The sequence below is a fragment of the Streptomyces sp. NPDC058796 genome (assembly GCF_042745235.1).
In the GTDB taxonomy this organism is placed as follows: domain Bacteria; phylum Actinomycetota; class Actinomycetes; order Streptomycetales; family Streptomycetaceae; genus Streptomyces.
In genome coordinates this window covers 102,141-124,296 of record NZ_JBHYOP010000012.1, presented here as the reverse complement: position 1 = coordinate 124,296, position 22,156 = coordinate 102,141, and the positions used below count along the sequence as shown (strand labels likewise).

Genomic DNA, 22,156 nt, shown 5'->3' with positions numbered 1-22,156 from the left:
CGAGAGGTGTGAGTTTGGAGATGCCTTGCAGGTCTACTCATTCAAGAGTTGAAGCTATGTAGCTGCTGTGAAGCCCAGTCGACTAGCGCAGTCGCTGGCTGATGACCTTCGACACACCGTCGCCCTGCATGGACACGCCGTAGAGCGCGTCGGCGACCTCCATCGTGCGCTTCTGGTGCGTGATCACGATCAGCTGCGAGGCCTCCTGCAGCTCCTGCATGATCCGGATCAGCCGCTGGAGGTTGGTGTCGTCGAGCGCCGCCTCGACCTCGTCCATGACGTAGAACGGGCTGGGCCGCGCCTTGAAGATCGACACGAGCATCGCCACCGCGGTCAGCGACCGCTCCCCGCCCGACAGCAGCGACAACCGCTTGACCTTCTTGCCGGGTGGCCGGGCCTCGACGTCCACCCCCGTGGTGAGCATGTTGTCCGGGTCGGTCAGGATCAGCCGCCCCTCACCGCCCGGGAACAGCCGGCCGAAGACGCCCTCGAACTCCCGGGCAGTGTCCCGGAAGGCCTCGGTGAAGACCTGCTCGACGCGCTCGTCGACCTCCTTGACGACCTGGAGCAGGTCGGCACGGGTCTTCTTCAGGTCCTCCAGCTGCTCACTGAGGAACTGGTGCCGTTCCTCCAGCGCCGCGAACTCCTCCAGCGCCAGCGGATTCACCTTGCCGAGCTGCTGGTAGGCGCGCTCGGCGGCCTTCAGACGCTTCTCCTGCTCGGCGCGGACGAAGGGCCGGGGGCGGTTTCGCGGGTGCTCCGGGTCGGCGGGGAGCTCTTCGCCCTCGGCGGGGGGCGAGGGCGGCACCTCTTGATGGGGGCCGTACTCGGCCGCGAGCCCCTCCGGTTCCACACCCAGTTCCTCCAGCGCCTTGGTCTCCAGCTGCTCGATGCGCAGCCGCTTCTCGGCGCCGAGTACCTCGCCCCGGTGGACTGAATCCGTCAACTTGTCGAGCTCCGCCTTGAGGTCGCGCCCGGCGGTGCGCGCGGCGGCCAGCTCTTGTTCGCGCCGGGCCTTGGCGGCCTCGGCGGCGGTGCGCTCCTCGTCGGCGCGGGTCAGGGAGACCTCGACGTGCGCGAGCAGCTGCCGGGCGCCGGTGGCGACCGCCTCGGCGACGGCGGCCTCGTGGCGGAGCCTGGCCCTGCGCTGTTCGGCACGCGCGCGTGCCTCACGTTCGGCGCGGGCCGCGCGGTCCAGGGAGTCGGCGCGTCCGGCGAGGCCCTTGACCCGCTCCTCGTGGGTACGGGCCTGGAGCCGGGCCTCCATCTCCGTCTGGCGGGCGTTGGCACCGTCTGCGGCGAGCCGGTCGCGCACGGAGGTGTCCGGCTCTTCCTCGACCGGCATCTCCTCGGCGACCGCCAGCCGCTCGGCCAGCTCCTCGACCTCCATGAGCGCCTTGTCCAGGGCCTCCTGGGCGCGGTCCGCCGCGGCGGCGGACCGTTCCGCCTCTCCTGCGGCGCCCCGCGCCTGGCCCGCGAGCCGCCCGAGCTGCTGGGCGACGGCCGACTTCTCCCGGTCGGCGGCCCGGCGCCGCTCCCCCAGCTCCTCGACGAGCGCGGCGCACTCCCGGCGCCGTTCGACGGCCGCCTCCTGCGCCCCGGCCAGCTCCTCGCACCGCACGCCCAGCTCGGCCAGCTCGGCCGCGGCCTGGTCCACGGAGGCCTGCACCTCCAGCAGGCTGGGCGCCCCGGCGGAGCCGCCCTGCGCGAAGTGGGCGCCCAGCAGGTCGCCCTCGGCGGTGACGGCGGTCAGCTCCGGGTGGGCGTAGACGAGGTCCTCGGCGTCCTCCAGGGTGCCGACGACGACGATCCCGCGCAGCAGCCGCCGCACGGCGGGCATCAGGTCGTCGGGTCCCCGGACCAGGTCGGCGGCGTACGGCGGTCCGTCGCCCCGGCGCTGGTCGGGTACGTCGTCGGAGACGCCGGCGAGCAGCAGGGCGGCCCGGCCGGCGTCCTGCTTCCGCAGCAGGCGGATGGCGTCGGCGGCGGCCGCCGGGGAGGTGACGGCGAGGGCGTCGGCGGCGGCGCCGAAGGCGGTGGCCAGGGCGGCCTCGTGACCGGGCGTCACGGTGAGGAGTCCGGCGGCCGGGCCGAGCAGTCCGGCGAGCCGGTCCTTGGCCGCGAGCACCGCGCCGGTGCCGTCCTTGCGGCGCAGCCCGAGGGCCAGGGCCTCGTGGCGGGCCTGCGTCGCCGCTCGTTCGCGCTCCGCCGCGGTGGCCGCCTCGCGGGCGGCGCTCAGGGCGGCCTCCGCCTCGGCGAGCCGGTGCTTGGCGCTCTCGTGCCGCTCGGCGAGTTCCTGGTCGTCGGCGTCGAGTCCGTCGACCTCCGCCCGAAGCGCCTCGTACTCCTCCTGGGCGGCGGCGGCCCGTTCCCGGGACTCGTCGCGGGCCTCGGCCAGCCGCTCGATCTCGGCCTGGGCTGAGGCGGCGCGGGAACGGGCGGCACCGACCTGGCCGCTGAGCCGGGCCAGTCCCTCACGGCGGTCGGCGATGGCGCGGGCGGCGTCCTTGAGGCGGCGCTCCTCCAGGGCGAGTTCGCGTTCGAGGTCGGCGCGGTGGGCGACGGTGTCCTCCAGGGCGCGTTCGGCCGCCTCCAGGGCCGCTTCGAGTTCGGCCTCCTGCTCGCGGACGCGGGCGGCCTCGCGCTCCAGTTCCTCCGGGTCCCGGCCGCGGCGCTCCTCGGGGGGCGCGGAGGTGGCGCTCTTCACACGGGCGTCGGCCAGGGAGATCGTGCCGCGCACCCGCTCGGCGAGCTGGGACAGCTCGTACCAGGTCTGCTGGGCTCGCTGGAGGCGCGGGGTGAGGCGGCGGACCTCGTCCTCCAGGTCGGCCTCGCGGCGAAGCGCCTTGCCCAGCTCCCGCTCGGCGGCCTCCTTGCGTTCCTTGAGCGCGGCCTCGTCGGCGATCTCGGCCTGCAGCGCCTCGCGCAGCCGTACGAGGTCGTCGGCGAGGAGGCGGAGCCGCGCGTCCCTCAGGTCGGCCTGGATGACGGCGGCCCGGCGGGCGACGGCGGCCTGCCGGCCGAGGGGTTTGAGCTGGCGGCGCAGCTCGTCCGTCAGGTCCTGCACGCGGGCGAGGTTGGCCTGCATGGCGTCGAGCTTCCGGAGCGCCTTCTCTTTGCGCTTGCGGTGCTTGAGGACACCGGCGGCCTCTTCGATGAAGGCGCGGCGGCCCATCGGGTCGGCGTGCAGGACGGAGTCCAGCTGGCCCTGGCCGACGATGACGTGCATCTCGCGGCCGATGCCGGAGTCGGAGAGCAGTTCCTGGATGTCGAGGAGACGGCAGGTGTCGCCGTTGATCTGGTACTCGCTGCCGCCGTTGCGGAACATGATCCGCGTGATGGTGACCTCGGCGTACTCGATGGGCAGGGCCCCGTCGGAGTTGTCGATGGTCAGCGACACCTCCGCCCGGCCGAGCGGCGGGCGGCCGGTGGTGCCGGCGAAGATGACGTCCTCCATCTTGCCGCCGCGCAGCGACTTGGCCCCCTGTTCGCCCATGACCCAGCTGAGCGCGTCCACGACGTTGGACTTGCCCGAGCCGTTCGGTCCGACCACGCAGGTGATGCCGGGCTCGAACCGGAGCGTGGTCGCCGACGCGAACGACTTGAACCCGCGCAGGGTCAGGGCCTTCAGGTGCACGCCGTCGGACTCTACCTTTCGCGGGTGTCTCACTCCATGAACCGGTGAACCACCGCGGTTTCACGGGTGAACGTGCAGGGCACATCAGACGTTGAAGAGGGTGAAAGGATGCGCGGGGCAGGAACGGCGGGGGCCGGACGGCACGGGCGCCGGGACGGGGGCAAGAAAGAAGGGACGCCGAAGCGTCCCTTGCAGACTCTGACACCTGCGGTGGTACGGGCGGGCCCGACCACTGCCGTGTCGTAGTGGAGCGATGCAGTGATCAGCAGTGATCAGGTGAGCGCAGGCTCCGCCTGGTGTGCGTCAACGCTCTCCATGCTCTCCATGATCCTGTCGTGAGAAGCGGCAGCCGCCAGCGCGTCGTTCTCCGCCTGGATCCGTCCGAGCTCGGATTCCAGGTCCTGGACGCGCTGCTGGAGCCGTCGCATCTCGGCGAGGAGTCGCGGGTCGGAGCCGCCGACGTAACCGAGAAGCGCCTTTGCCATGATGGATGGTCCTCCACAATGAGTGACCGACCGATGCGGTGTGGGTCGTGTAGGGATCGCACCCGCGGTGCTTGGCACTTTGGAGTTTTTTCTGCCGTTCAACCATGCCAAACAGCTAAGGTGCGCGGGGCTTTCAGCGTCTCACCAAAAAGTTTGACGGTCAACACGATCACGCCCCGTATCGGCGGACGCCCGGGGGCACGCGGCCGGGAAACGGCGACGCGGCGACTCCTGCGGGCCCCTGGGGGCGTGGCGATCATCCTGCGTGGGGAGCCTGCCACGAGGACGCCGTTCTTGGCAACCACCTGCCCGTTTCCGCTTCGGAAGGCTCTTCCGGGAGCACTTCGCCGGGTGCCGGAAGCCTCCGGCTCGGCGCCGGGTCAGCGGATCGCGAAGCCCTCGTAACCGCCCCTGGGTGTGTCCCAGATCTCGGTCACGCCGTCCACGCGTCCGGGCGTGTCGTCACCGTGCAGCCATTCGAGCAGCCCCTCACAGCGCTCGCGCGGGCCCTCCGCGACGACCTGGACCCGCCCGTCGGCCAAATTGAGAGCAAAACCACTCATCCCGCCGAGTTCCAGCGCTCTGGCCCGCGTGAACCAGCGGAAACCCACACCCTGAACCTGTCCGCGCACCCACGCGACCAGCCGTACATCCTCGCTCATGGGTGCAAGCTAACCAGTCAATGTCTCGCCGGACACTTCACCCCCTTGCGCCATGCGGTACCGTCCCCACCCAATGAATCTCACTTGAAACTCACTCGAACGTGTGAGTTCCGTGTTGATCGTGAGGGCACGTCGACCGCGAGGACACGTCCCGCGTCAGGAACGCGAGGACGAGGAAGGCCAGAACATGGGACGCCACCGACGCTCCGCCGCCGGCCGCGCCGCCACGGGCCGCGCCGCGGGGGGCCGGCAGACGGACGGTACGACGGGACGGGCCGGGCAGCAGCCCGCGCCGGGCGACCGCCCCACGATGGGGATCGCGCCCTACCTGAACCCGGAGGCGTACGCCGAGGTCCGCGCGAAGAGCGACGCCTACCTGTTCGCCCCGGACGACGCCGACGGCGGCGAGGGCGGCGGCCGCCCGCAGGCCGGCCGCACGGTCCCCTTCCCGAGCGAAGGGTTCAGCCCCGACAAAGGCACCCAGCACGCGGGAACGCACCGCCGGCGCCGGAAGAAGGCCGTCACTCCCGTCCGTACCGGCCTCCTCGGTGTCTCCGCCGCGGTCGCCATCGGCACGGTGGCGGTGGCCACGGGCACGGTGCCCGGCCTCGACAACTACCGTTTCGACGGCGGCAGCGGCGGGGGCGACCGGGTGCAGGCCCAGGACGTGCCGACCAACACCCCGTCCGGGCAGGGCGGCACCTCCGGCAGCGCCGAGGCGGGCCGGGGCGGCGACACCGCCACGAGCCGCGGCACCGACCGTTCCTCCGCACCGTCCTCGGACGCGTCCACGCCCTCGAAGGCCCCGTCCTCGAAGTCTCCGACCGAGAAGGCCCCGTCCGGGAAGCCCTCTCCCTCGGCACCGGTGTCGAAGCCCGCCGCCCCCGCCGAGACCCCATCGAAGACCCAGAAGCCGGAATCGACGACTCCCAGCAAGAAGCCGAAGCCCTCGCCCTCCCGGCCGGCCACGAAGGAGCCGGCGAAGCCGAGCGCGCCCGCGGCCTCCTCGGAGCAGGCCGTCGCCCAGGCCCAGGTGCTCAAGCTGGTCAACGACGAGCGCGCCAAGGCGGGCTGTCGCCCGCTGGCCGCGAACAGCGCCCTGACCGGACTCGCCGAGGACTTCAGCCGGTCCATGGCCGAGCAGGGCTTCTTCGACCACACCGACCCCAGCGGCGCGACCCCCTGGGACCGTGCCGAGGCAGCCGGCATAAGCACCCTCGGCGGCGAGAACATAGCCCGCGGCCAGGCCGACGCCCAGGCCGTGATGGACGCCTGGATGGACAGCCCCGGCCACCGCGCCAACATCCTGAACTGCGACTTCCAGACCTTGGGCGTCGGCGTCCACTTCGGCTCCGGCGGGCCGTGGTGGACGCAGAACTTCGGCTACTGACCCCCTCCGCCCAGCACTCTCCCCGGCTCCGCGCGCCCTGCGGCGCGGCGCGGTGCTCACGTACGCTGGCGGTATGTCGACCACGCAGGAGCGCACGGCGGAGCAGGATCTGCCGTACGACGTGTTCTCCCGGGCCTGTCCTTCGCGCGGCACCCTGGAGCACGTCACGGGGCGCTGGGGCGCGCTGACGCTCGGGGCGCTGTACGAAGGGTCCTTCCGCTTCAACGAGCTGCGGCGCCGTGTCGACGGCGTCAGCGAGAAGATGCTGGCCCAGACGCTGCACGCGCTGGAGCGCGACGGCCTGGTGCACCGCGAGGCGCAGGCGACCAACCCCCCGCGCGTGGACTACGAACTCACACCGCTGGGGCGTGAGGTGGCCGGGCGGCTGATCGCGCTCATCCAGTGCCTGGAGGGGCGGATGGACGAGGTCCTGGCGTCGCGGGAGCGGTACGACGACGCGCGCCGGACGCCTGCGGTGTGACCCCTGGCGGGACGATCACTACGGAGCGGTCCTCGGCGGGCGCTGGCATTTCGGGCAGAAGTAGCTGGAGCGGTTCATCCACGGGCGGCGGCGCATCGGTGTGGCGCAGCGGCGGCAGGGCAGACCCTCCCGGCCGTAAGCGTCGAGGGAGCGGTCGAAGTAGCCGGACTCGCCGTTGACGTTGACGTAGAGGCTGTCGAAGCTGGTGCCGCCGACGGCGAGGGCGGCGTTCAGCACGTCCCGGACGTGGCCGAGGAGTTCGGCGGTGCGGGGGCGGGTGAGGGTCGCGGTGGGGCGGTCGTAGTGCAGGCGGGAGCGCCACAGGGCCTCGTCGGCGTAGATATTGCCGACGCCGCTGATCAGGGACTGGTCGAGCAGGGCCCGTTTGACGGTGGTGCGCTTGCGGCGCAGGGCGAGGTGGAAGGCCTCTTCGTCGAAGAGCGGGTCCAGGGGGTCGCGGGCGATGTGCGCGATGACGTCGGGCAGCCCGTCGGGGGACGTGTCGTGCAGGGAGAGGCCGCCGAAGGTGCGCTGGTCGACGAAGCGGAGTTCGGTACCGAGGGCGTCGGTGAAGCGGGCGCGGACGCGCAGGTGCTTCTCGGCGGGTGCCTCGTGGGGCTGGACCAGGAGCTGGCCGCTCATGCCGAGATGGGCGAGGACCGCCTGACCGGTGTCCTCCAGGGGCAGCCACAGGTACTTGCCGCGGCGGCCGGGCGTGCCGATGCGGTGGCCCTTCAGGCGGTGGGCGAAGTCGTCGGGGCCGGCGATGTGCCGCCGTACCGCGCGTGGGTGGAGCACCTCGGCGTCGGCGACGGTGCGGTGCGCGACCCAGCGCTCCAGGCCGCGCCGGACGACTTCGACCTCGGGCAACTCGGGCATGGCATCCCCTCGGGTGGGCCAATGGACGTTCCGAACGCCCGCCCCTGGAGTGGGGCGGGCGTTCGGAACGTGCGGTGGTGCGGGTGGGTCAGGCGGAGGCCGACGAGGTGTCGGCGGCCTCGTCGGCCTCGTCGGACGGCTGGTCGGCCGTCGCCTTGGCACGCTCGTCCGCCGCGGTCTTGATCGACCGCCACGCGGATTCCGCGGCCTGCTGCTCCGCCTCCTTCTTGCTGCGGCCGGTGCCGGTGCCGTACGAGACGCCTCCGACGCGGGCGGCAGCAGTGAAGGTCTTCTCGTGGTCGGGGCCGGTCTCCGTGACCAGGTACTCGGGGACGCCGAGCCCTTCGGTCGCGGTGAGCTCCTGGAGGCTGGTCTTCCAGTCCAGGCCGGCACCGAGGTTGGAGGACTTCTCGATCAGCGGGTCGAACAGGCGGTGCACCAGTTCGGAGGCCGCGTCGAGGCCCTGGTCGAGATAGACCGCGCCGATCACCGCTTCGAGGGTGTCGGCGAGGATGGACGCCTTGTCCCGGCCCCCCGTGCCCTCTTCACCGCGGCCGAGCCGGATGAAGGAGCCGAGTTCGAGCCCGCGGCCCACCTCCGCCAGCGCACGTGAGTTGACCACCGCGGCCCGCAGCTTGGCCAGCTGGCCTTCGGGCAGGTCGGGGTGGGTGCGGTACAGCGTGTCCGTGACGACGAGGCCGAGGACGGAGTCACCGAGGAACTCCAGCCGCTCGTTCGTCGGCAGGCCGCCGTTCTCGTACGCGTAGGAACGGTGGGTCAGTGCACGCACCAGAAGGGCGGACTCGAGCTGGTAGCCGAGCCGCCCTTCCAGAAGCGTGTGGGACGAGGCCTGGTTGTTGTCCGCCTTCTTCTTGGCGGGTGGGTCCGCCTTGGCGTCATCCGCCTTCTTGGGGACTGACACAGTGCCTCTCACCAGCCGCTCAGACCTCGAGGACCTGGCGCTTGTTGTAGGTGCCGCAAGACGGGCACGCGATGTGCTGCTGCTTGGGCTCGTGGCAGCGCTCGCACGCAACCAGGGTGGGGACCGCAGCCTTCCACTGCGACCGGCGGTGGCGCGTGTTGCTGCGCGACATCTTCCGCTTCGGAACAGCCACGGCTACTTCTCCTGCTTCTCGTCGACGCCAGGTTCGGCGCCGCTCATCTCGTCCTTCTCGCCGTCTCCGAGTGAACCGGCGAGTCCCTGCAAAGCCGCCCAACGAATGTCGACGGCGTCGTGGTGGTGGTCCGGATCGTCCGCCAGGCGTGCTCCGCACTCGGAGCACAGACCCGGGCAGTCTTCCCGGCACACCGGCTGCATCGGCAGTGCGAGCACCACCGCGTCGCGCAGCACGGGTTCGAGGCCGATCAGTCCGTCCTCGACGAAGAACCTGTCCTCGTCGTCCTCGGCGTCGTCGCCCGGTTCCGCCACAGGGCGGCCCCGGTCGTCGGCGTCAGGGTACGAGAACAGTTCCTGGAAGTCCGCGTCGAGCTCCTGCTCGAGCGGCTCCAGACACCTTACGCACTCCCCCTTGGCCTTGGCACGGGCGGTGCCTGTGACGAGCACCCCTTCCATGACCGACTCGAGCCGGAGATCGAGTTCCACCGGGGCGCCTTCCGGCACCGCGATGACTCCCTGGATACCGAAGTCCTTGGGAGCGTCGACCGTGCGGGTCAGGCGCTGCAGCGCACCGGGCCGCCGTCCCAGCTCGTGCGTGTCGAACACGAGGGGGTTGCGGTGGTCGAGGCGCGCGTTCAGAGCCATTCCTGCTTTCGGTCTTCGTGGCTGGGGTACAGCTGGGGGCGCCGCCCTTCGGTGTTCCCGGGCAGCGGCGATCGCGGACGTACACGCGACCGAAGAGCCAGGATACTGGACCATTCGCTCACGGCCCAATCCGGGCCGGTCGGAGGTTTCCGCCCTAGAGGCCGCGGCCCTGTTCGTAGGCCCTCAGCTGCTCGGCGCTGATCATGCTGGTGTCGAAGAGGCTGGTCTCGTCGAGGGTCTGCGGCTGGGCCTGCGGGGGCTGTGCGGGCTGCTGGGGCTGCTGAGCCTGGGGGTAGGCCTGCTGCCCGTCGTACGTCTGCTGGGACGCGTCGTAGCCCTGGATGGGGGCCCCTCCCGCCGGAGCGTAGCCGGAGGCGGTGGAGTAGGGGTCGGCCGTCTGCTGCTGGTAGCCGTACGGGTCCTGGCCGCCGTACTGCTGCTGGTAGCCCGCGTACGGGTCGGGCTGCTGCTGGGCGTAGCCGTACGCCGACTGCTGCGACGGCATCTCCGGCACCGCCTGCGCCGGTGCCCCGGCCGCCGCCGGCTGCCGCTCGTCGTACTCGTGCCGGCGGGACTGCTGGGCCGGGGCGTCGGAGAGGGCGGCCAGGCCGGCGAGGTAGTCGGCGTCGCTGGAGTGCTGGACGGTGGTGGAGTCGTCGGCGAGGGCACCGAGGTCGTCGGTGGCGATCCGGCCGTGCAGCTTCTGGCGGCCCCGGCCGACCGCGTCCAGGGTCTTGGCCAGCACCGCCTCGAAGGCGCCGAGCTTGGTGTCGACGTAGGCGTCGGCGTCGCGGCGCAGGACCTCCGGGTCGTGGCTGCGCTCGGGGGCGTCCTCGTCCTCGTAGCCGTTCTCGTCGAGGCCGGGGCCGGTGCCGAGCAGCTTCTCGCGACCCCGGCCGACGGAGCCGAGGGTCTTGGTGAGGACGACCTCGAAGTTGGCGAGCTTGGAGTCGACGTAGTCGTCGGCCTCGGCGCGGACCTCCTCGGCCTCCTGGCGGGCCTCGGCGAGGATGCGGTCGGCCTCGGCCTGGGAACGGCGGGCCACCTCGGTGTCGGAGATCAGCGAGCCGCGCTCGGCGTGCGCGCTCTCGATGATCCGGTCGGCCTCCTGGCGGGCCTGCGCGACCATCTGCTCCCGGTCGCCGATCAGCTCCTGGGCCTGGGCGAGGGAGCCGGGCAGCTCGGCGCGCAGCTCCTCCAGCAGCGAGAGCAGTTCGGCGCGGTTGACCACGCACGAGGCCGACATGGGCATGGCTCGGGCGCCGGAGACCATCGCGGTGATCTCGTCGAGCTTCTTCTGCACGTCCACCGTGTGCTCGCCACTCTCTACAGCTGTGTTGGAGACGGACGGGACGACTGTACGACCCTGGGGTGTCCGGGGGACACCGGGTGACGGATTGTCAGCCTCCGGCAGCTGTGCGGCGGGGGCGTCAGCCCTTCTTCAGGCGTCCGGAGAGTGCTTCGAGGACCAGCGGCGGCACCAGGTGGGAGACGTCGCCGCCCCAGGTGGCGACCTCCTTGACCAGGGAGGACGACAGGAAGCTGTAGGTGGGGTTGGTGGGGATGAAGAGGGTCTCCACACCGGAGAGGCCGTTGTTCATCTGGGCCATCTGCAGCTCGTAGTCGAAGTCGCTGACCGCGCGCAGGCCCTTGACGATGGCCGGGATCTCGCGCTGCTTGCAGAAGTCGACGAGGAGGCCGTGAAAGGATTCCACGCGTACGTTCCCGTACTCGGCGGTGACCTGGCGGATGAGGTCGATCCGCTCCTCGATCTCGAACAGGCCCTTCTTGGCCTGATTGATCATCACCGCGACGTAGACCTCGTCGTAGAGACTGGAGGCACGGGCGATGATGTCGAGATGTCCGTTGGTGATCGGGTCGAACGACCCGGGACAGACGGCGCGGCGCACTTGAGTTCCCTCGCTCTCCGGTCCGGTCATCGTGCGTCTTCGCACGTAGAGGCGGCGCGACCGTACCAAAACGTTCCCTCGCCGTAGCGACGGGCCCGGATCGCTTCGAAGCCGTCCGGCCAGCGGAATTCGCCGCCCCTGGTGCTGCGCTCCACGGTGACGAGCGCATCCGCGGCGAGCCACCCCTCCGTGCGGAGTGTGAGCAGGATCTCCCGAAGATCGTCGTCGGAGACGGCGTAGGGCGGGTCCAGGAAGACGATGTCGTACGGCTCGCCCGGCGCCGGGGCGCGGACGACCTGTTCCGCCTTGCCCGCCCGGACCTCGGCGCCGGGCAGCCCCAGGGCCTCGACGTTCTCCCGGACGGTGCGGGCGGCGCGGGCGTCGGCCTCGACGAGCAGGACGTGCCCGGCGCCCCGGGACAGCGCCTCCAGCCCGACGGCGCCGGAACCGGCGTACAGGTCGATGACCCGCTCGCCGTCCAGGGGGCCGCCGAGCAGGGACTGCCAGGTGGAGAAGAGTCCCTCGCGGGCGCGGTCGGAGGTGGGGCGGGTGCCGGTTCCCTGCGGGACGGCGAGGCGGCGTCCGCCGGCTTTGCCGGCGATCACTCGGGTCATCTGGGGTCCTTGGTCGTGAGCGGCTCTACGTTCAGTGTGGCTGGTCGTGCCCGCGCGGTGGAGAGCACGTCGGCACAGCCCCGCGCCCCGGGCAGGCGCTGCTCAGCCCTTCTCCAGATACTGCTCCCTCTCCTCGTCCAGGAGGGCGTCCAGGGCCGTCCGCAGCTCGGGCAGGGCGGTCAGCTCCGGGTCGGCGGCCACCACCGACGCCGCCTCCTGTCTCGCCTCGGCGATGATCTCCTCGTCCTCGATCACCGCGAGGACCCTCAGGGAGGTGCGGGCGCCGGACTGGGCCTGGCCGAGGACGTCGCCCTCGCGGCGCTGTTCGAGGTCGATGCGGGAGAGCTCGAAGCCGTCGAGGGTGCCGGCGACGGCGTTCAGCCGCTGGCGGGCCGCGCTCGCCTCGGGCATCTCGGTGACCAGCAGGCACAGACCGGGGGCGGAGCCGCGGCCGACGCGGCCGCGCAGCTGGTGCAGCTGGGAGACGCCGAAGCGGTCGGCGTCCATGATCACCATCGCGGTGGCGTTGGGGACGTTGACACCGACCTCGATGACGGTGGTGGCGACCAGGACGTCGGTCTCGCCGGCCGCGAAGCGGCGCATGACGGCGTCCTTGTCGTCGGGCTGCATGCGGCCGTGCAGCACCTCGACCCGCAGGCCCTGGAGCGGGCCCTTGGCGAGCTGTTCGGCGACGTCGAGGACGGCGAGCGGGGGCCGTTTCTCCGTGTCCGCCCCGGTTGCCTCGGTGGACTGCTTGGCGCCCTTCTTCGTGCCGTCGTCCTCGTCGCCGATGCGCGGGCAGACGACGTACGCCTGGTGGCCGTTCGACACCTCCTCGCGGACCCGTTCCCAGGCCCGCGCCAGGAAGTGCGGTTTGTCGGCGGCCGGGACGACGTGGCTGGCGATCGGGGAGCGGCCGGCCGGGAGCTGGTCCAGGACGGAGGTCTCCAGGTCGCCGAAGACGGTCATGGCGACGGTGCGCGGGATGGGCGTGGCGGTCATGACGAGCAGGTGTGGAGGCTGCTTGCCCTTGCCGCGCAGGGCGTCGCGCTGCTCGACGCCGAAGCGGTGCTGTTCGTCGACGACGACCAGTGCGAGGTCGTGGAACTGGACCTTGTCCTCGATCAGCGCGTGGGTGCCGATGACGATGCCCGCCTCGCCGGTGGCCAGGTCGAGCAGGGCGTGCCGGCGGGCGGCGGCGCCCATCGAACCGGTCAGCAGCACCACCTTGGTGGCGTGTTCGGCGCCGCCGAGCATGCCTCCCTCGGCCAGCTCCCCCATCATCTCCACGACCGACCGGTGGTGCTGCTGGGCCAGCACCTCGGTGGGCGCCAGCATCACGGCCTGCCCGCCCGCGTCGACGACGGCGAGCATGGCGCGCAGGGCCACCATCGTCTTCCCCGATCCGACCTCTCCCTGGAGCAGCCGGTGCATCGGGTGGTCGGTGGCGAGGTCGTCGAAGATCTCGCGGGAGACCTTCTGCTGGCCTTCGGTGAGGGTGAAGGGGAGGCGGTCGTCGAAGGCCGTCAGCAGGCCGTCCGGGCTCGGCCGCCTCGGGACCGCGGGGAGCTGGGTCTCGGCGTGGCGGCGCCTGGCGAGGGCGACCTGGAGGACGAAGGCCTCGTCCCATTTCAGGCGGGCGCGGGCGTCCTCGATGTCCGCCTTGGTGTGCGGGCGGTGGATCTTCAGCAGGGCCTCGGGGAGAGAGACCAGGCCGCGGCCCTCGCGCAGGGAGTCCGGCAGGGGGTCGACGGCCTCCTGGGCGCTGGGCAGGACCGTCTGGATGGCCTTGGCCAGCTTCCAGGACTCCAGCTTGGCGGTGGCCGGGTAGAGGGGGATGAGCGCGCCCGCCCAGGACTCCACGGTCTCTGGGCCGTCGGGGTCGCCGCGCAGCAGCTCGTAGGCCGGGTGGGCCAGTTGAAGTCGGCGGTTGAAGACGGAGACCTTGCCCGCGAACATCGCGCGGGTGCCCGGCAGGAGCTCCTTGTGGGGCTTGTGCACGCCGGCGCCGAAGAAGACCAGCTGGAGGCGGCCGCTGCCGTCGGTGATGGTCACTTCCAGGCGCTGCCCCTTGCCGCGCGGCGCCTTCGACGAGGCGAAGGTGTGCAGGCGGGCGTCGGCGACCTGGGCGACCACCGTGACGTGCTCGTCCATGGGGAGGTCGGCCAGGTGCGTGAGCTGACCGCGCTCCTCGTATCTGCGGGGGTAGTGGTGGAGGAGGTCGCCGACGGTGTGCAGGCCGAGGTGCTCGGCCATCACCTTCGCGGTGGCGGGGCCGAGCACCTTCTTCAGGGGTTCTCGCAGTGCGGGCACGAGATCCATTGCACACCACGCCACTGACAATGACGCCGTACGGCCCGGCGAAACGGCGGTGCCCGCCGCGCTACTCCACGCCGACCAGCAGCAGCGCGCCCTGCCGCCCGCCCCGGTAGACCACCGTGTCGACGGCCAGGTACGCCTGGCGGACGCGGGCCTCCAGACGGCCGGCGACGGACTCGGGGGCCTCCTCGCCGAGGACGAGGGTGACCAGCTCGCCGCCGGCCGCGAGCATCCGGTCCAGGACGGTCGCGGCCACCTCGGTGACGTCCGCGCCGATCACGGCCACGTCGCCGTCGATGAGGCCGAGCACGTCACCGGCCTGGCAGATGCCGGCGGTGGTCCAGGCCTGACGTTCGGCGACGACGACCTCGGCGTACCGGGTGGCGCCCGCCGCCGAGGTCATCGCCACCACGTCCTCGTCGAAGCGCCGCCCGGGTTCGTGCACGGCCAGCGCGGCGATGCCCTGGACCGCGGAGCGGGTCGGAATCAGGGCGACCCGGACGCCCTCGGTCCGGGCCTGCTCGGCCGCCGCGGCGGCGGTGTGGCGCAGCTCGGCGTCGTTGGGCAGCAGCACCACCTCGCGCGCGTGCGCCCGGCGTACGGCCTGGACCAGCTCGCCGCTCGCGGGCGGCTCCCCGGGGCGGGCGAGCACGGTCGTCGCGCCGGCCTCGGCGTAGAGCCCGGCCAGCCCCTCCCCCGGCACGACGGCCACCACGGCACGCTGGGTCCGCTCCCGGGGCGGGCGCTCGGAGTGAGTGGTGTGCGCGTCGCCGATCCCGAAGTGGGTGATCCGGATCCGGTACGGCCGTCCGGCCTCCACGCCCGCCTCCACGGCGGCGCCCGCGTCGTCGACGTGCACGTGGACGTTCCACAGTCCGTCGCCGCCGACGACGACGAGCGAGTCCCCGAGGGCGTCGAGCCGTCTCCGCAGCCGCGCGACGGCCTCGTCCCCGGCCTCCAGGAGGTAGATCACCTCGAAGGCGGGACCGTCACCCCCGTGACCGTCGCTCCCGTCGACGCCGTCCGCGGAGCCGCCGTCCGCGGAGCACTCGCCCACAGGGTCCGCCGGGCCGCGCGCCACGCGCGCGTGCGGCGCTGTGACCGGCTCCGGTGCCCGGCCCGTGAACGTCTCCACGAGGGCCGCGAGGACCGTCACGAGGCCGTGTCCGCCGGCGTCGACGACTCCGGCGCGTTCCAGGGCGGGCAGCTGGTCCGGGGTGGCGGCGAGCGCCGCGCGGGCGCCGTCGTACGCCGCGCGGGCCACGTCGGCGCAGTCGCCCCCCGCCCCGTCGGCCGCGTCGGCGGCGGCCGCGGCGACGGTCAGGACGGTGCCCTCGACGGGGTGGGCCACGGCCTGCCGGGCGGACTCGGCCGCGTGCCGGAGTGCCGCCCGCAGCCCCGGGCCGTCGGTGTGGGCTCCCTCACCCTCCGAGTGGGCGCCTTCGGCGTCGGCGGTGAGTACCTGGGCCAGGCCGCGCAGCAGCTGCGCCAGGATCGTGCCGGAGTTGCCCCGGGCGCCGATCAGCGCGCCGTGCGCCATGGCGCCGATGGTCTCGGCCAGCGAGGGGCCCTCGCCCGGGCCGGGACCCGGCTGCCCGGCGCCCACCGCGTGCGCCGCGAACACCGCCTCCACGGCGGCGACGGCCGACTCGACGGTCAGGTACAGGTTCGTGCCGGTGTCCCCGTCGGCGACCGGATAGACGTTGATGGCGTCGATCTCCTCGCGCGCCCGCCCGAGCGCACGCAGCGAAAGACCGCACCAGGTACGCACCGCCAGAGCGTCGAAGAACCTCTGCGGCACCTGCGCCACCTGTGCCTCCCTGAGCTGCTGGACGTGGCTGGCAGCGTAGACCTCGGGAGGGCGCCCACCGGAAGAGGGCCGGGGGCGGGCCCCTGAGCTGCCGTGGTAGTTTCGTTGTACGGGAGCAGCCGTTGTATGCTGCTCCGGTTGCCCGATCCCGATCGGGCTCTCCCCCTGGCACCGCCACTCAGATCCCGGACGCTCGCGTCCGGGACTTTGATCCCGGCATGCCGGGATCAACCGTAAGTGCATCTGAAGTCTTTGGAGTGACCCGTGGCTGCCAACTGCGACGTCTGCGGCAAGGGGCCGGGCTTCGGCAACAACATCTCGCACTCGCACCGCCGTACGTCCCGTCGCTGGAACCCGAACATCCAGCGCGTGCGTACCGTGGTCGGCGGGACGCCGAAGCGCGTGAACGCTTGCACCTCGTGCATCAAGGCCGGCAAGGTCTCGCGCTGACGCGTCAGCTGAGCGCGCGGCCACTGCCTGGTCCGCTGCACGAAGCCGGTCCACCTCGGGTGGGCCGGCTTTTCGCCGTGCCGTAAAGCCTCTCCGCCCGGTGGCCGCCCGCCGCCGAGGAGGCGGCCACCGGCGTCGCGCTCAGGGAACGTCCCGTCCGAGCGCCCAGCCGTGGTCCACGGGCCCGATGCCGCCGCCGAGCGCGAACCCGGCCCCGATCGCCCCGGTGACGTAGTCCTTGGCGGCCGCGACCGCCTCGGGCACCGACTTCCCCTTGGCGAGCCCGCAGGCGACGGCCGACGCGAGGGTGCAGCCGGTGCCGTGGGTGTGCCGGTTGTCGAGGCGCGGGGCGCGCAGCCAGTGCTCCTCAGAACCGTCGGTGAGCAGGTCCACGGCGTCCCCGGCCAGGTGGCCGCCCTTGACCAGCACCCAGCGCGGCCCGTACTCAAGGACGGCCGCCGCGGCCCGGCGCAGGTCGGTGTCCGACTCGACCCGGACGCCGGTGAGTTGGGCGACCTCGTCGAGGTTGGGCGTGGCGACGGTGGCGGCCGGGAGCAGCTTGGTGCGGACCGAGTCCAGCGCGGAGGCGGCGAGCAGCGCGTCCCCGTGCTTGGAGACACCGACCGGGTCGACGACGGCCGGGGCGTCGGTTCCCGCGATCAATTCGGCGACCGTCTCGACCAGTTCGGCGGAGGACAGCATCCCGGTCTTGACCGCCTGGACGCCGATGTCGTCCACGACGCTGCGGTACTGGGCCCGCACCGCCTCCACGGGCAGCTCCCAGGCGCCCTGCACGCCCAGCGAGTTCTGCGCGGTCACCGCGGTGAGCACGCTCATGCCGTGGGTGCCGAGGGCGAGCATGGTCTTCAGGTCGGCCTGGATGCCGGCGCCGCCGCCGGAGTCGGAGCCGGCCACCGTGAGCACGTTCGGCAGGCTCATGCCTCGACCTCCCCGCCGAAGTGGTCCCAGCCGCCCTTGCTGGTCCAGGGCGCGCCGTCGACGGTCACCTGGGGCAGCGCGGAGGGATTGAGCACCTCGCCGATGACCTTCCAGCGGGCGGGCAGCTTCACGTCCGGCGGGAAGGTCGCCACGATCGCGTGGTCCTCTCCCCCGGTCAGTACCCACTGCATCGGGTCGACGCCGACGGCCTGGCCGATGTCGTTCATCTGGGTCGGGATGTCGATCTGGCCGGAGCGGATGTCGATCCTGACCTTGCTGGCCTCCGCGATGTGGCCCAGGTCGGCGATGAGTCCGTCGCTCACGTCGCACATGGCGGTGGCGCCGAGCCCGGCAGCAGCGGGTCCGGCGTGGTAGGGCGGCTCGGGACGCCGGTGGGCCTCGACGAAGGCGCGCGGCGAGCGGAAACCCCGGGAGAGGACGGCGAACCCGGCCGCGGACCAGCCGAGCCAGCCGGTCACCGCGACGAGGTCGCCGGGCTGGGCGCCGCCCCGGGTGACGGGCTCCTGGTTGCGCAGGTCGCCCAGGGCGGTGATGGAGACGGTGATCGTGTCGCCGCGCACCACGTCGCCGCCGACCACGGAGGCGCCCGCGACCTGGCACTCGTCGCGCAGCCCGTCCATCAGCTCGGTCGGCCAGGTCACCGGCAGTTCGGCGGGGACCACCAGGCCGAGCAGCAGCGCGGTCGGCACCGCGCCCATGGCGGCGATGTCGGCCAGGTTCTGCGCCGCCGCCTTGCGGCCCACGTCGTACGCGGTGGACCAGTCGCGGCGGAAGTGCCGCCCCTCGACGAGGATGTCGGTGCTGGCCACGACCCTGCGGTCGGGCGCGGCCACCACCGCGGCGTCGTCGCCGGGGCCGACCCGGACCGCCGGGGTGGTGGTGAGACGGGAGGTGAGCTCCCTGATGAGCCCGAACTCCCCGAGCTCACCAACAGTGCCCTTCATTGCCTTGACTCCCCTTCTGTCCCTGTCCGTGCCCGGTCGCGCGTCATCTCTGTCCTCGTTACGGTCGAAATGACCGTCGCCACTCGCCGGCGCGCTCGTCAACTCGTGTCATCGCGGCACCACGGCACGAACGGCCCGTGCCCCGCGGGTCTCCCCGCGAAGAGCGGCGACGCGATACCGTGGCGTTCCTTTTCCCCACATGATCCTCGTGGCCGCTCTGGAGGTTTCGTGGTACAGGCGTACATCCTGATCCAGACGGAGGTCGGCAAAGCGTCGACCGTCGCCGAGACGATCAGCAAGATCCCCGGAGTGATCCAGGCGGAGGACGTGACAGGACCCTATGACGTCATTGTCCGCGCCCAGTCCGACACCGTCGACGAGCTGGGTCGCATGGTGGTGGCCAAGGTCCAGCAGGTGGACGGCATCACTCGTACTCTGACCTGTCCGGTCGTTCATCTCTAGCCCCCTTCCGCCCGCTCGCTCTCCCACTGTTGATCGCCGCCGCAGGCTGCTCCTCAGCAGACGACAGCGAGTCGGCGGCGGTTCCCCCGGGCACCGGCCCGGGCGCGTTGGTCACCGAGCTGTGGCACAACGGGGACAACGCACCGCCGCCCGCGGGCAGCGGGCTGGGAAACCCGCTGATCATACTGCGAGAAGGCGACCCCCGAGGGGGCCGCCTTCTCGTCGGTGTGCGGGCCGGAGACGTCAGCGCAGTCCCGTGGAGCGCCGCAGCGCCGCCTGGACCAGCCGGTCCACCAGCTCCGGGTAGCTCACTCCGGTCGCCTGCCACATCTGCGGGTACATGGAGATCGGCGTGAAGCCCGGCATGGTGTTGATCTCGTTGATCACGAACTCGTCGTCCTCGGTGAGGAAGAAGTCCGCGCGCACCAGCCCTTCGCAGGAGGCCGCGTCGAACGCCGCGACCGCGAGCCGCCGGACCTCGGCGGTCTCCTCGGGCGTGAGCGGGGCGGGCACGACACCGGGCGTGGAGTCGATGTACTTGGCCTCGAAGTCGTAGTACGCGTGCTCCGAGGGCGGCGGGATCTCGGCGGGGACGGAGGCCCGGGGGCCGTCCTCGAACTCCAGCACCCCGCACTCGATCTCCCGGCCGCGCAGCGCCGCCTCGACGAGGATCTTCGGGTCGTGGCGCCGGGCCTCCTCGATCGCCTCATCGAGGCCGGAGAGGTCGTCGACCTTGGTGATGCCGATCGAGGAGCCCGCCCGCGCGGGCTTCACGAACAGCGGCCAGCCGTGCTCGCCGGCGAAGTCGACGACCTTCTTGCGGGCGGCAAAACGGTCCTGCTCCCACTCGCGGGGGCGGATCACCGCGTACGGGCCGACCTTCAGCCCGTAGGAGGTGAACACCGCCTTCATGTACTCCTTGTCCTGGCCGACGGCCGAGGCGAGCACGCCGGAGCCGACGTAGGGCACGCCGGACAGCTCCAGCAGGCCCTGGAGGGTGCCGTCCTCGCCGTAGGGGCCGTGCAGCACGGGGAAGACGACGTCGACCTCGCCCAGGGCCTTGGGCACCGAGCCGGGTTCGCTGTAGACGACCTCGCGGCTGGCGGGGTCGACGGGGAGCACCACGCCGCCCTCGGTCGACTCGGCCAGTTCCTCGACGTCGGGCGTACGGCGGTCGGTGATCGCCATGCGTTCCGGTTCGTCGGCGGTCAGGGCCCACCGGCCGTCCCTGGTGATGCCGATCGGCAGGACGTCGTACTTCGTCCGGTCGATGGCGGCGAGGACGGCGCCGGCGGTGACCACGGAGATCCCGTGTTCGGAGCTGCGTCCGCCGAACACGACGGCCACACGCGGCTTGCGAGGGGGCTGCTCCGGACTCTGCTCGGGGCTCTGGGGGAGGTTCTCGGTGCTCATATCGCGTTGAGAGTACCCGCCCGAGGTGCCCCGAGACAGCGTCGGCGGGGCCGCGTGGCGCGAGCGGGACAGGGGTGCCGGGCGGGCGTCGCTCAGCGTCGTTCGGGCTTCGCGCTGCGCGACATCAGCTCCTTGACCGCCACCACCGGTGCCTTGCCCTCGTGGACGATCGCGACGACCGTCTCGGTGATCGGCATGTCGACGCCGTGCCTGCGGGCCAGATCCAGCACGGACTCGCAGGACTTGACGCCTTCGGCGGTCTGCTTGGTGACCGCGATGGTCTCCTGGAGGGTCATGCCCTTGCCCAGGTTGGTGCCGAAGGTGTGGTTGCGGGACAGCGGTGAGGAGCAGGTCGCCACCAGGTCGCCGAGTCCGGCGAGGCCGGAGAAGGTCAGCGGGTCGGCGCCGAGGGCGACCCCGAGGCGGGTGGTCTCGGCGAGGCCGCGGGTGATGAGGGAGCCCTTGGCGTTGTCGCCCAGGCCCATGCCGTCCGCGATGCCGACGGCCAGCCCGATCACGTTCTTCACCGCGCCGCCCAGCTCGCAGCCGACCACGTCGGTGTTGGTGTACGGGCGGAAGTACGGCGTGTGGCAGGCGGCCTGGAGGCGCTGGGCCACCGACTCGTCGGGGCAGGCGACGACGGCGGCGGCGGGCATGCGGGCGGCGATCTCCCGGGCCAGGTTGGGTCCGGTGACCACGGCGACGCGTTCGGGGCCGACCTTGGCGACGTCCTCGATGACCTCGCTCATCCGCATCGCGGAGCCGAGTTCGACACCCTTCATCAGCGACACCAGGACCGTGCCGGGCGCCAGCAGCGGCGCCCAGTCGGCGAGGCCCGCGCGCAGGGTCTGGGAGGGGATCGCGAGGACGGTGAAGTCGGCGCCCCTTGCGGCCTCGGCGGCGTCGGTGGTGGCGCGCAGGTTCGCCGGGAGTTCCACGCCGGGCAGGTAGTCCGGGTTGGTCCGGTCGGAGTTGACGGCGTCGGCGAGTTCGGCGCGGCGCCCCCACAGGGTGACGTCGCAGCCGGCGTCGGCGAGGACCATGCCGAAGGCCGTGCCCCACGACCCGGTGCCGAAGACGGCCGCCTTGACGGGCTCGCTCACGTGCTCTGCCCTTCCGCCTGCTGCGGCTGCTCGTTGTGCGTGTGCTCGTTCCGGCGGTTCTGGGCCTGCGTGCGGCGCCGCTGCTCGATCCGCTCGCGGCGCGGGTCGTAGGGCGTCTCGGGCGCCTTCTCGCCGCGGATCTCCTCCAGCTGGCGGGTGACGGCGGCCATGATGACCTCGGTGGCCTCCTTCAGCAGGTCCGCGGTCATCTCCTTGTCGTAGAACCGCGACAGGTCGACCGGCGGGCCCGCCAGCACCTGGTGGGTCTTGCGCGGGAGGAGGTGGGGCTTCTTGGTGTAGGGCGGCAGCAGTTCGTTGCAGCCCCACTGGGCGACCGGGATCACCGGGCACTTGGTCTGCAGGGCGACGCGCGCGGCACCGGTCTTGGCGGTCATCGGCCAGCCGTCCGGGTCGCGGGTGAGGGTGCCCTCGGGGTAGAAGGCGACGCACTCGCCGCGTTCCACGGCGTCGATCGCGGCCCGGAAGGCGCTCAGCGCGTCGGTGCTCTCGCGGTAGACGGGGATCTGTCCGGTGCCCCGCATCGCGGCACCGACGAATCCCTTCTTGAAAAGACCGCTCTTCGCCAGGAATCGCGGGACGCGCCCGGTGTTGTACTGGTAGTGCGCGTACGCGAAGGGGTCGACGTGCGAATTGTGGTTCACAGCGGTGATAAATCCACCGTCGGCCGGAATGTTCTCCATTCCCCGCCAGTCCCGCTTGATCAGAACCACGAGCGGCGGTTTGCAGATCACCGCGGCCAGGCGGTACCAGAAGCCGATTCTGCGGCGGGGCACGCTGACACCTTTCCTCCAGGGCCTGGGGCCGGACAAGTGTCGCCCCGGGCCGCCCGTCTGTCGAGAACACCGTACGCCCCG

General features: G+C 72.1%; 21 protein-coding genes. 4 read left to right on the top strand and 17 right to left on the bottom strand.

Annotated features, from left to right (window positions below; translation table 11 throughout):
• Nucleotides 1–82 precede the first annotated feature (82 nt).
• The 3 genes from smc to ACFW47_RS28130 form a co-directional block, all read right to left on the bottom strand.
• A complete protein-coding gene (gene smc / locus ACFW47_RS28140) occupies nucleotides 83–3,637 on the bottom strand; it encodes a chromosome segregation protein SMC (RefSeq protein WP_386307493.1) in 3,555 nt (1,184 codons plus the stop codon).
• 272 nt (nucleotides 3,638–3,909) lie between these two features.
• On the bottom strand, nucleotides 3,910–4,122 hold the full coding sequence (locus tag ACFW47_RS28135) for a hypothetical protein (RefSeq protein ID WP_003973418.1): 213 nt from the start codon (nucleotides 4,120–4,122) through the stop codon (nucleotides 3,910–3,912).
• Between the two features lie 380 nt (nucleotides 4,123–4,502).
• Entirely contained in the window at nucleotides 4,503–4,784 is a 282-nt protein-coding gene (locus ACFW47_RS28130) for an acylphosphatase (protein ID WP_073731596.1), read from the bottom strand.
• 187 nt (nucleotides 4,785–4,971) lie between these two features.
• Here ACFW47_RS28130 and ACFW47_RS28125 point away from each other — a divergent pair, with 187 nt between their 5' ends.
• Entirely contained in the window at nucleotides 4,972–6,174 is a 1,203-nt protein-coding gene (locus ACFW47_RS28125) for a CAP domain-containing protein (RefSeq protein ID WP_386307491.1), read from the top strand.
• A gap of 73 nt (nucleotides 6,175–6,247) precedes the next feature.
• Complete coding sequence (locus ACFW47_RS28120) at nucleotides 6,248–6,655, top strand: winged helix-turn-helix transcriptional regulator (protein WP_386284828.1); 408 nt, start codon at nucleotides 6,248–6,250, stop codon at nucleotides 6,653–6,655.
• Nucleotides 6,656–6,673: 18 nt separating this feature from the next.
• Here the strand turns inward: ACFW47_RS28120 and mutM are convergent, their stop codons facing one another.
• The 9 genes from mutM to ACFW47_RS28075 form a co-directional block, all read right to left on the bottom strand.
• Nucleotides 6,674–7,534 (bottom strand): bifunctional DNA-formamidopyrimidine glycosylase/DNA-(apurinic or apyrimidinic site) lyase, encoded by an 861-nt coding sequence (mutM, locus tag ACFW47_RS28115; protein ID WP_386284826.1) that lies wholly within the window; start codon nucleotides 7,532–7,534, stop codon nucleotides 6,674–6,676.
• Nucleotides 7,535–7,622: 88 nt separating this feature from the next.
• Complete coding sequence (rnc, locus tag ACFW47_RS28110; protein ID WP_386284824.1) at nucleotides 7,623–8,468, bottom strand: ribonuclease III; 846 nt, start codon at nucleotides 8,466–8,468, stop codon at nucleotides 7,623–7,625.
• Between the two features lie 7 nt (nucleotides 8,469–8,475).
• Complete coding sequence (gene rpmF / locus ACFW47_RS28105; RefSeq protein WP_003951102.1) at nucleotides 8,476–8,649, bottom strand: 50S ribosomal protein L32; 174 nt, start codon at nucleotides 8,647–8,649, stop codon at nucleotides 8,476–8,478.
• A 2-nt stretch (nucleotides 8,650–8,651) separates the two neighbouring features.
• Nucleotides 8,652–9,296, bottom strand: a complete 645-nt coding sequence (locus tag ACFW47_RS28100; protein ID WP_386284821.1) for a YceD family protein — start codon at nucleotides 9,294–9,296, stop codon at nucleotides 8,652–8,654.
• A 154-nt stretch (nucleotides 9,297–9,450) separates the two neighbouring features.
• Nucleotides 9,451–10,605 carry a cell division initiation protein gene (locus ACFW47_RS28095; RefSeq protein ID WP_386307489.1) on the bottom strand — a complete coding sequence of 385 codons (1,155 nt, stop codon included), beginning with the start codon at nucleotides 10,603–10,605 and terminating at the stop codon, nucleotides 9,451–9,453.
• Between the two features lie 121 nt (nucleotides 10,606–10,726).
• Nucleotides 10,727–11,206: a pantetheine-phosphate adenylyltransferase gene (gene coaD / locus ACFW47_RS28090; RefSeq protein WP_386285075.1), complete on the bottom strand. Its 480-nt coding sequence runs from the start codon at nucleotides 11,204–11,206 to the stop codon at nucleotides 10,727–10,729.
• Between the two features lie 26 nt (nucleotides 11,207–11,232).
• Nucleotides 11,233–11,820, bottom strand: coding sequence for a 16S rRNA (guanine(966)-N(2))-methyltransferase RsmD (gene rsmD / locus ACFW47_RS28085; protein WP_386284815.1), 588 nt, complete (start codon nucleotides 11,818–11,820; stop codon nucleotides 11,233–11,235).
• Nucleotides 11,821–11,922: 102 nt separating this feature from the next.
• Nucleotides 11,923–14,142 carry an ATP-dependent DNA helicase RecG gene (gene recG / locus ACFW47_RS28080; protein WP_386284813.1) on the bottom strand — a complete coding sequence of 740 codons (2,220 nt, stop codon included), beginning with the start codon at nucleotides 14,140–14,142 and terminating at the stop codon, nucleotides 11,923–11,925.
• 61 nt (nucleotides 14,143–14,203) lie between these two features.
• A complete protein-coding gene (locus ACFW47_RS28075) occupies nucleotides 14,204–15,949 on the bottom strand; it encodes a DAK2 domain-containing protein (RefSeq protein WP_386307488.1) in 1,746 nt (581 codons plus the stop codon).
• Nucleotides 15,950–16,213: 264 nt separating this feature from the next.
• On the opposite strand from ACFW47_RS28075, the gene rpmB reads away from it, so the two are divergent.
• Nucleotides 16,214–16,399, top strand: a complete 186-nt coding sequence (gene rpmB, locus ACFW47_RS28070; protein ID WP_003993230.1) for a 50S ribosomal protein L28 — start codon at nucleotides 16,214–16,216, stop codon at nucleotides 16,397–16,399.
• A gap of 141 nt (nucleotides 16,400–16,540) precedes the next feature.
• Here rpmB and thiD read toward each other — a convergent pair whose 3' ends face one another.
• Together thiD and ACFW47_RS28060 are read right to left on the bottom strand one after the other, a co-directional pair.
• A complete protein-coding gene (gene thiD, locus ACFW47_RS28065; protein ID WP_386284808.1) occupies nucleotides 16,541–17,338 on the bottom strand; it encodes a bifunctional hydroxymethylpyrimidine kinase/phosphomethylpyrimidine kinase in 798 nt (265 codons plus the stop codon).
• A complete protein-coding gene (locus ACFW47_RS28060; RefSeq protein ID WP_019328746.1) occupies nucleotides 17,335–18,303 on the bottom strand; it encodes a thiamine-phosphate kinase in 969 nt (322 codons plus the stop codon). The genes thiD and ACFW47_RS28060 overlap by 4 nt, the downstream gene beginning before the upstream one ends.
• A 228-nt stretch (nucleotides 18,304–18,531) precedes the next feature.
• Here ACFW47_RS28060 and ACFW47_RS28055 point away from each other — a divergent pair, with 228 nt between their 5' ends.
• Nucleotides 18,532–18,765, top strand: coding sequence for an Lrp/AsnC family transcriptional regulator (locus ACFW47_RS28055; RefSeq protein WP_019328745.1), 234 nt, complete (start codon nucleotides 18,532–18,534; stop codon nucleotides 18,763–18,765).
• A 243-nt stretch (nucleotides 18,766–19,008) separates the two neighbouring features.
• Here ACFW47_RS28055 and ACFW47_RS28050 read toward each other — a convergent pair whose 3' ends face one another.
• From ACFW47_RS28050 to ACFW47_RS28040, 3 genes are all read right to left on the bottom strand, one after another.
• The gene (locus ACFW47_RS28050; protein ID WP_386284804.1) at nucleotides 19,009–20,178 is read right to left on the bottom strand and encodes a D-alanine--D-alanine ligase family protein; all 1,170 of its coding nucleotides are present in this window, start codon (nucleotides 20,176–20,178) and stop codon (nucleotides 19,009–19,011) included.
• A gap of 92 nt (nucleotides 20,179–20,270) precedes the next feature.
• The gene (locus tag ACFW47_RS28045) at nucleotides 20,271–21,281 is read right to left on the bottom strand and encodes an NAD(P)H-dependent glycerol-3-phosphate dehydrogenase (protein ID WP_386284802.1); all 1,011 of its coding nucleotides are present in this window, start codon (nucleotides 21,279–21,281) and stop codon (nucleotides 20,271–20,273) included.
• The gene (locus ACFW47_RS28040; RefSeq protein ID WP_386284800.1) at nucleotides 21,278–22,075 is read right to left on the bottom strand and encodes a lysophospholipid acyltransferase family protein; all 798 of its coding nucleotides are present in this window, start codon (nucleotides 22,073–22,075) and stop codon (nucleotides 21,278–21,280) included. The genes ACFW47_RS28045 and ACFW47_RS28040 overlap by 4 nt, the downstream gene beginning before the upstream one ends.
• Between the last annotated feature and the right edge of the window lie 81 nt (nucleotides 22,076–22,156).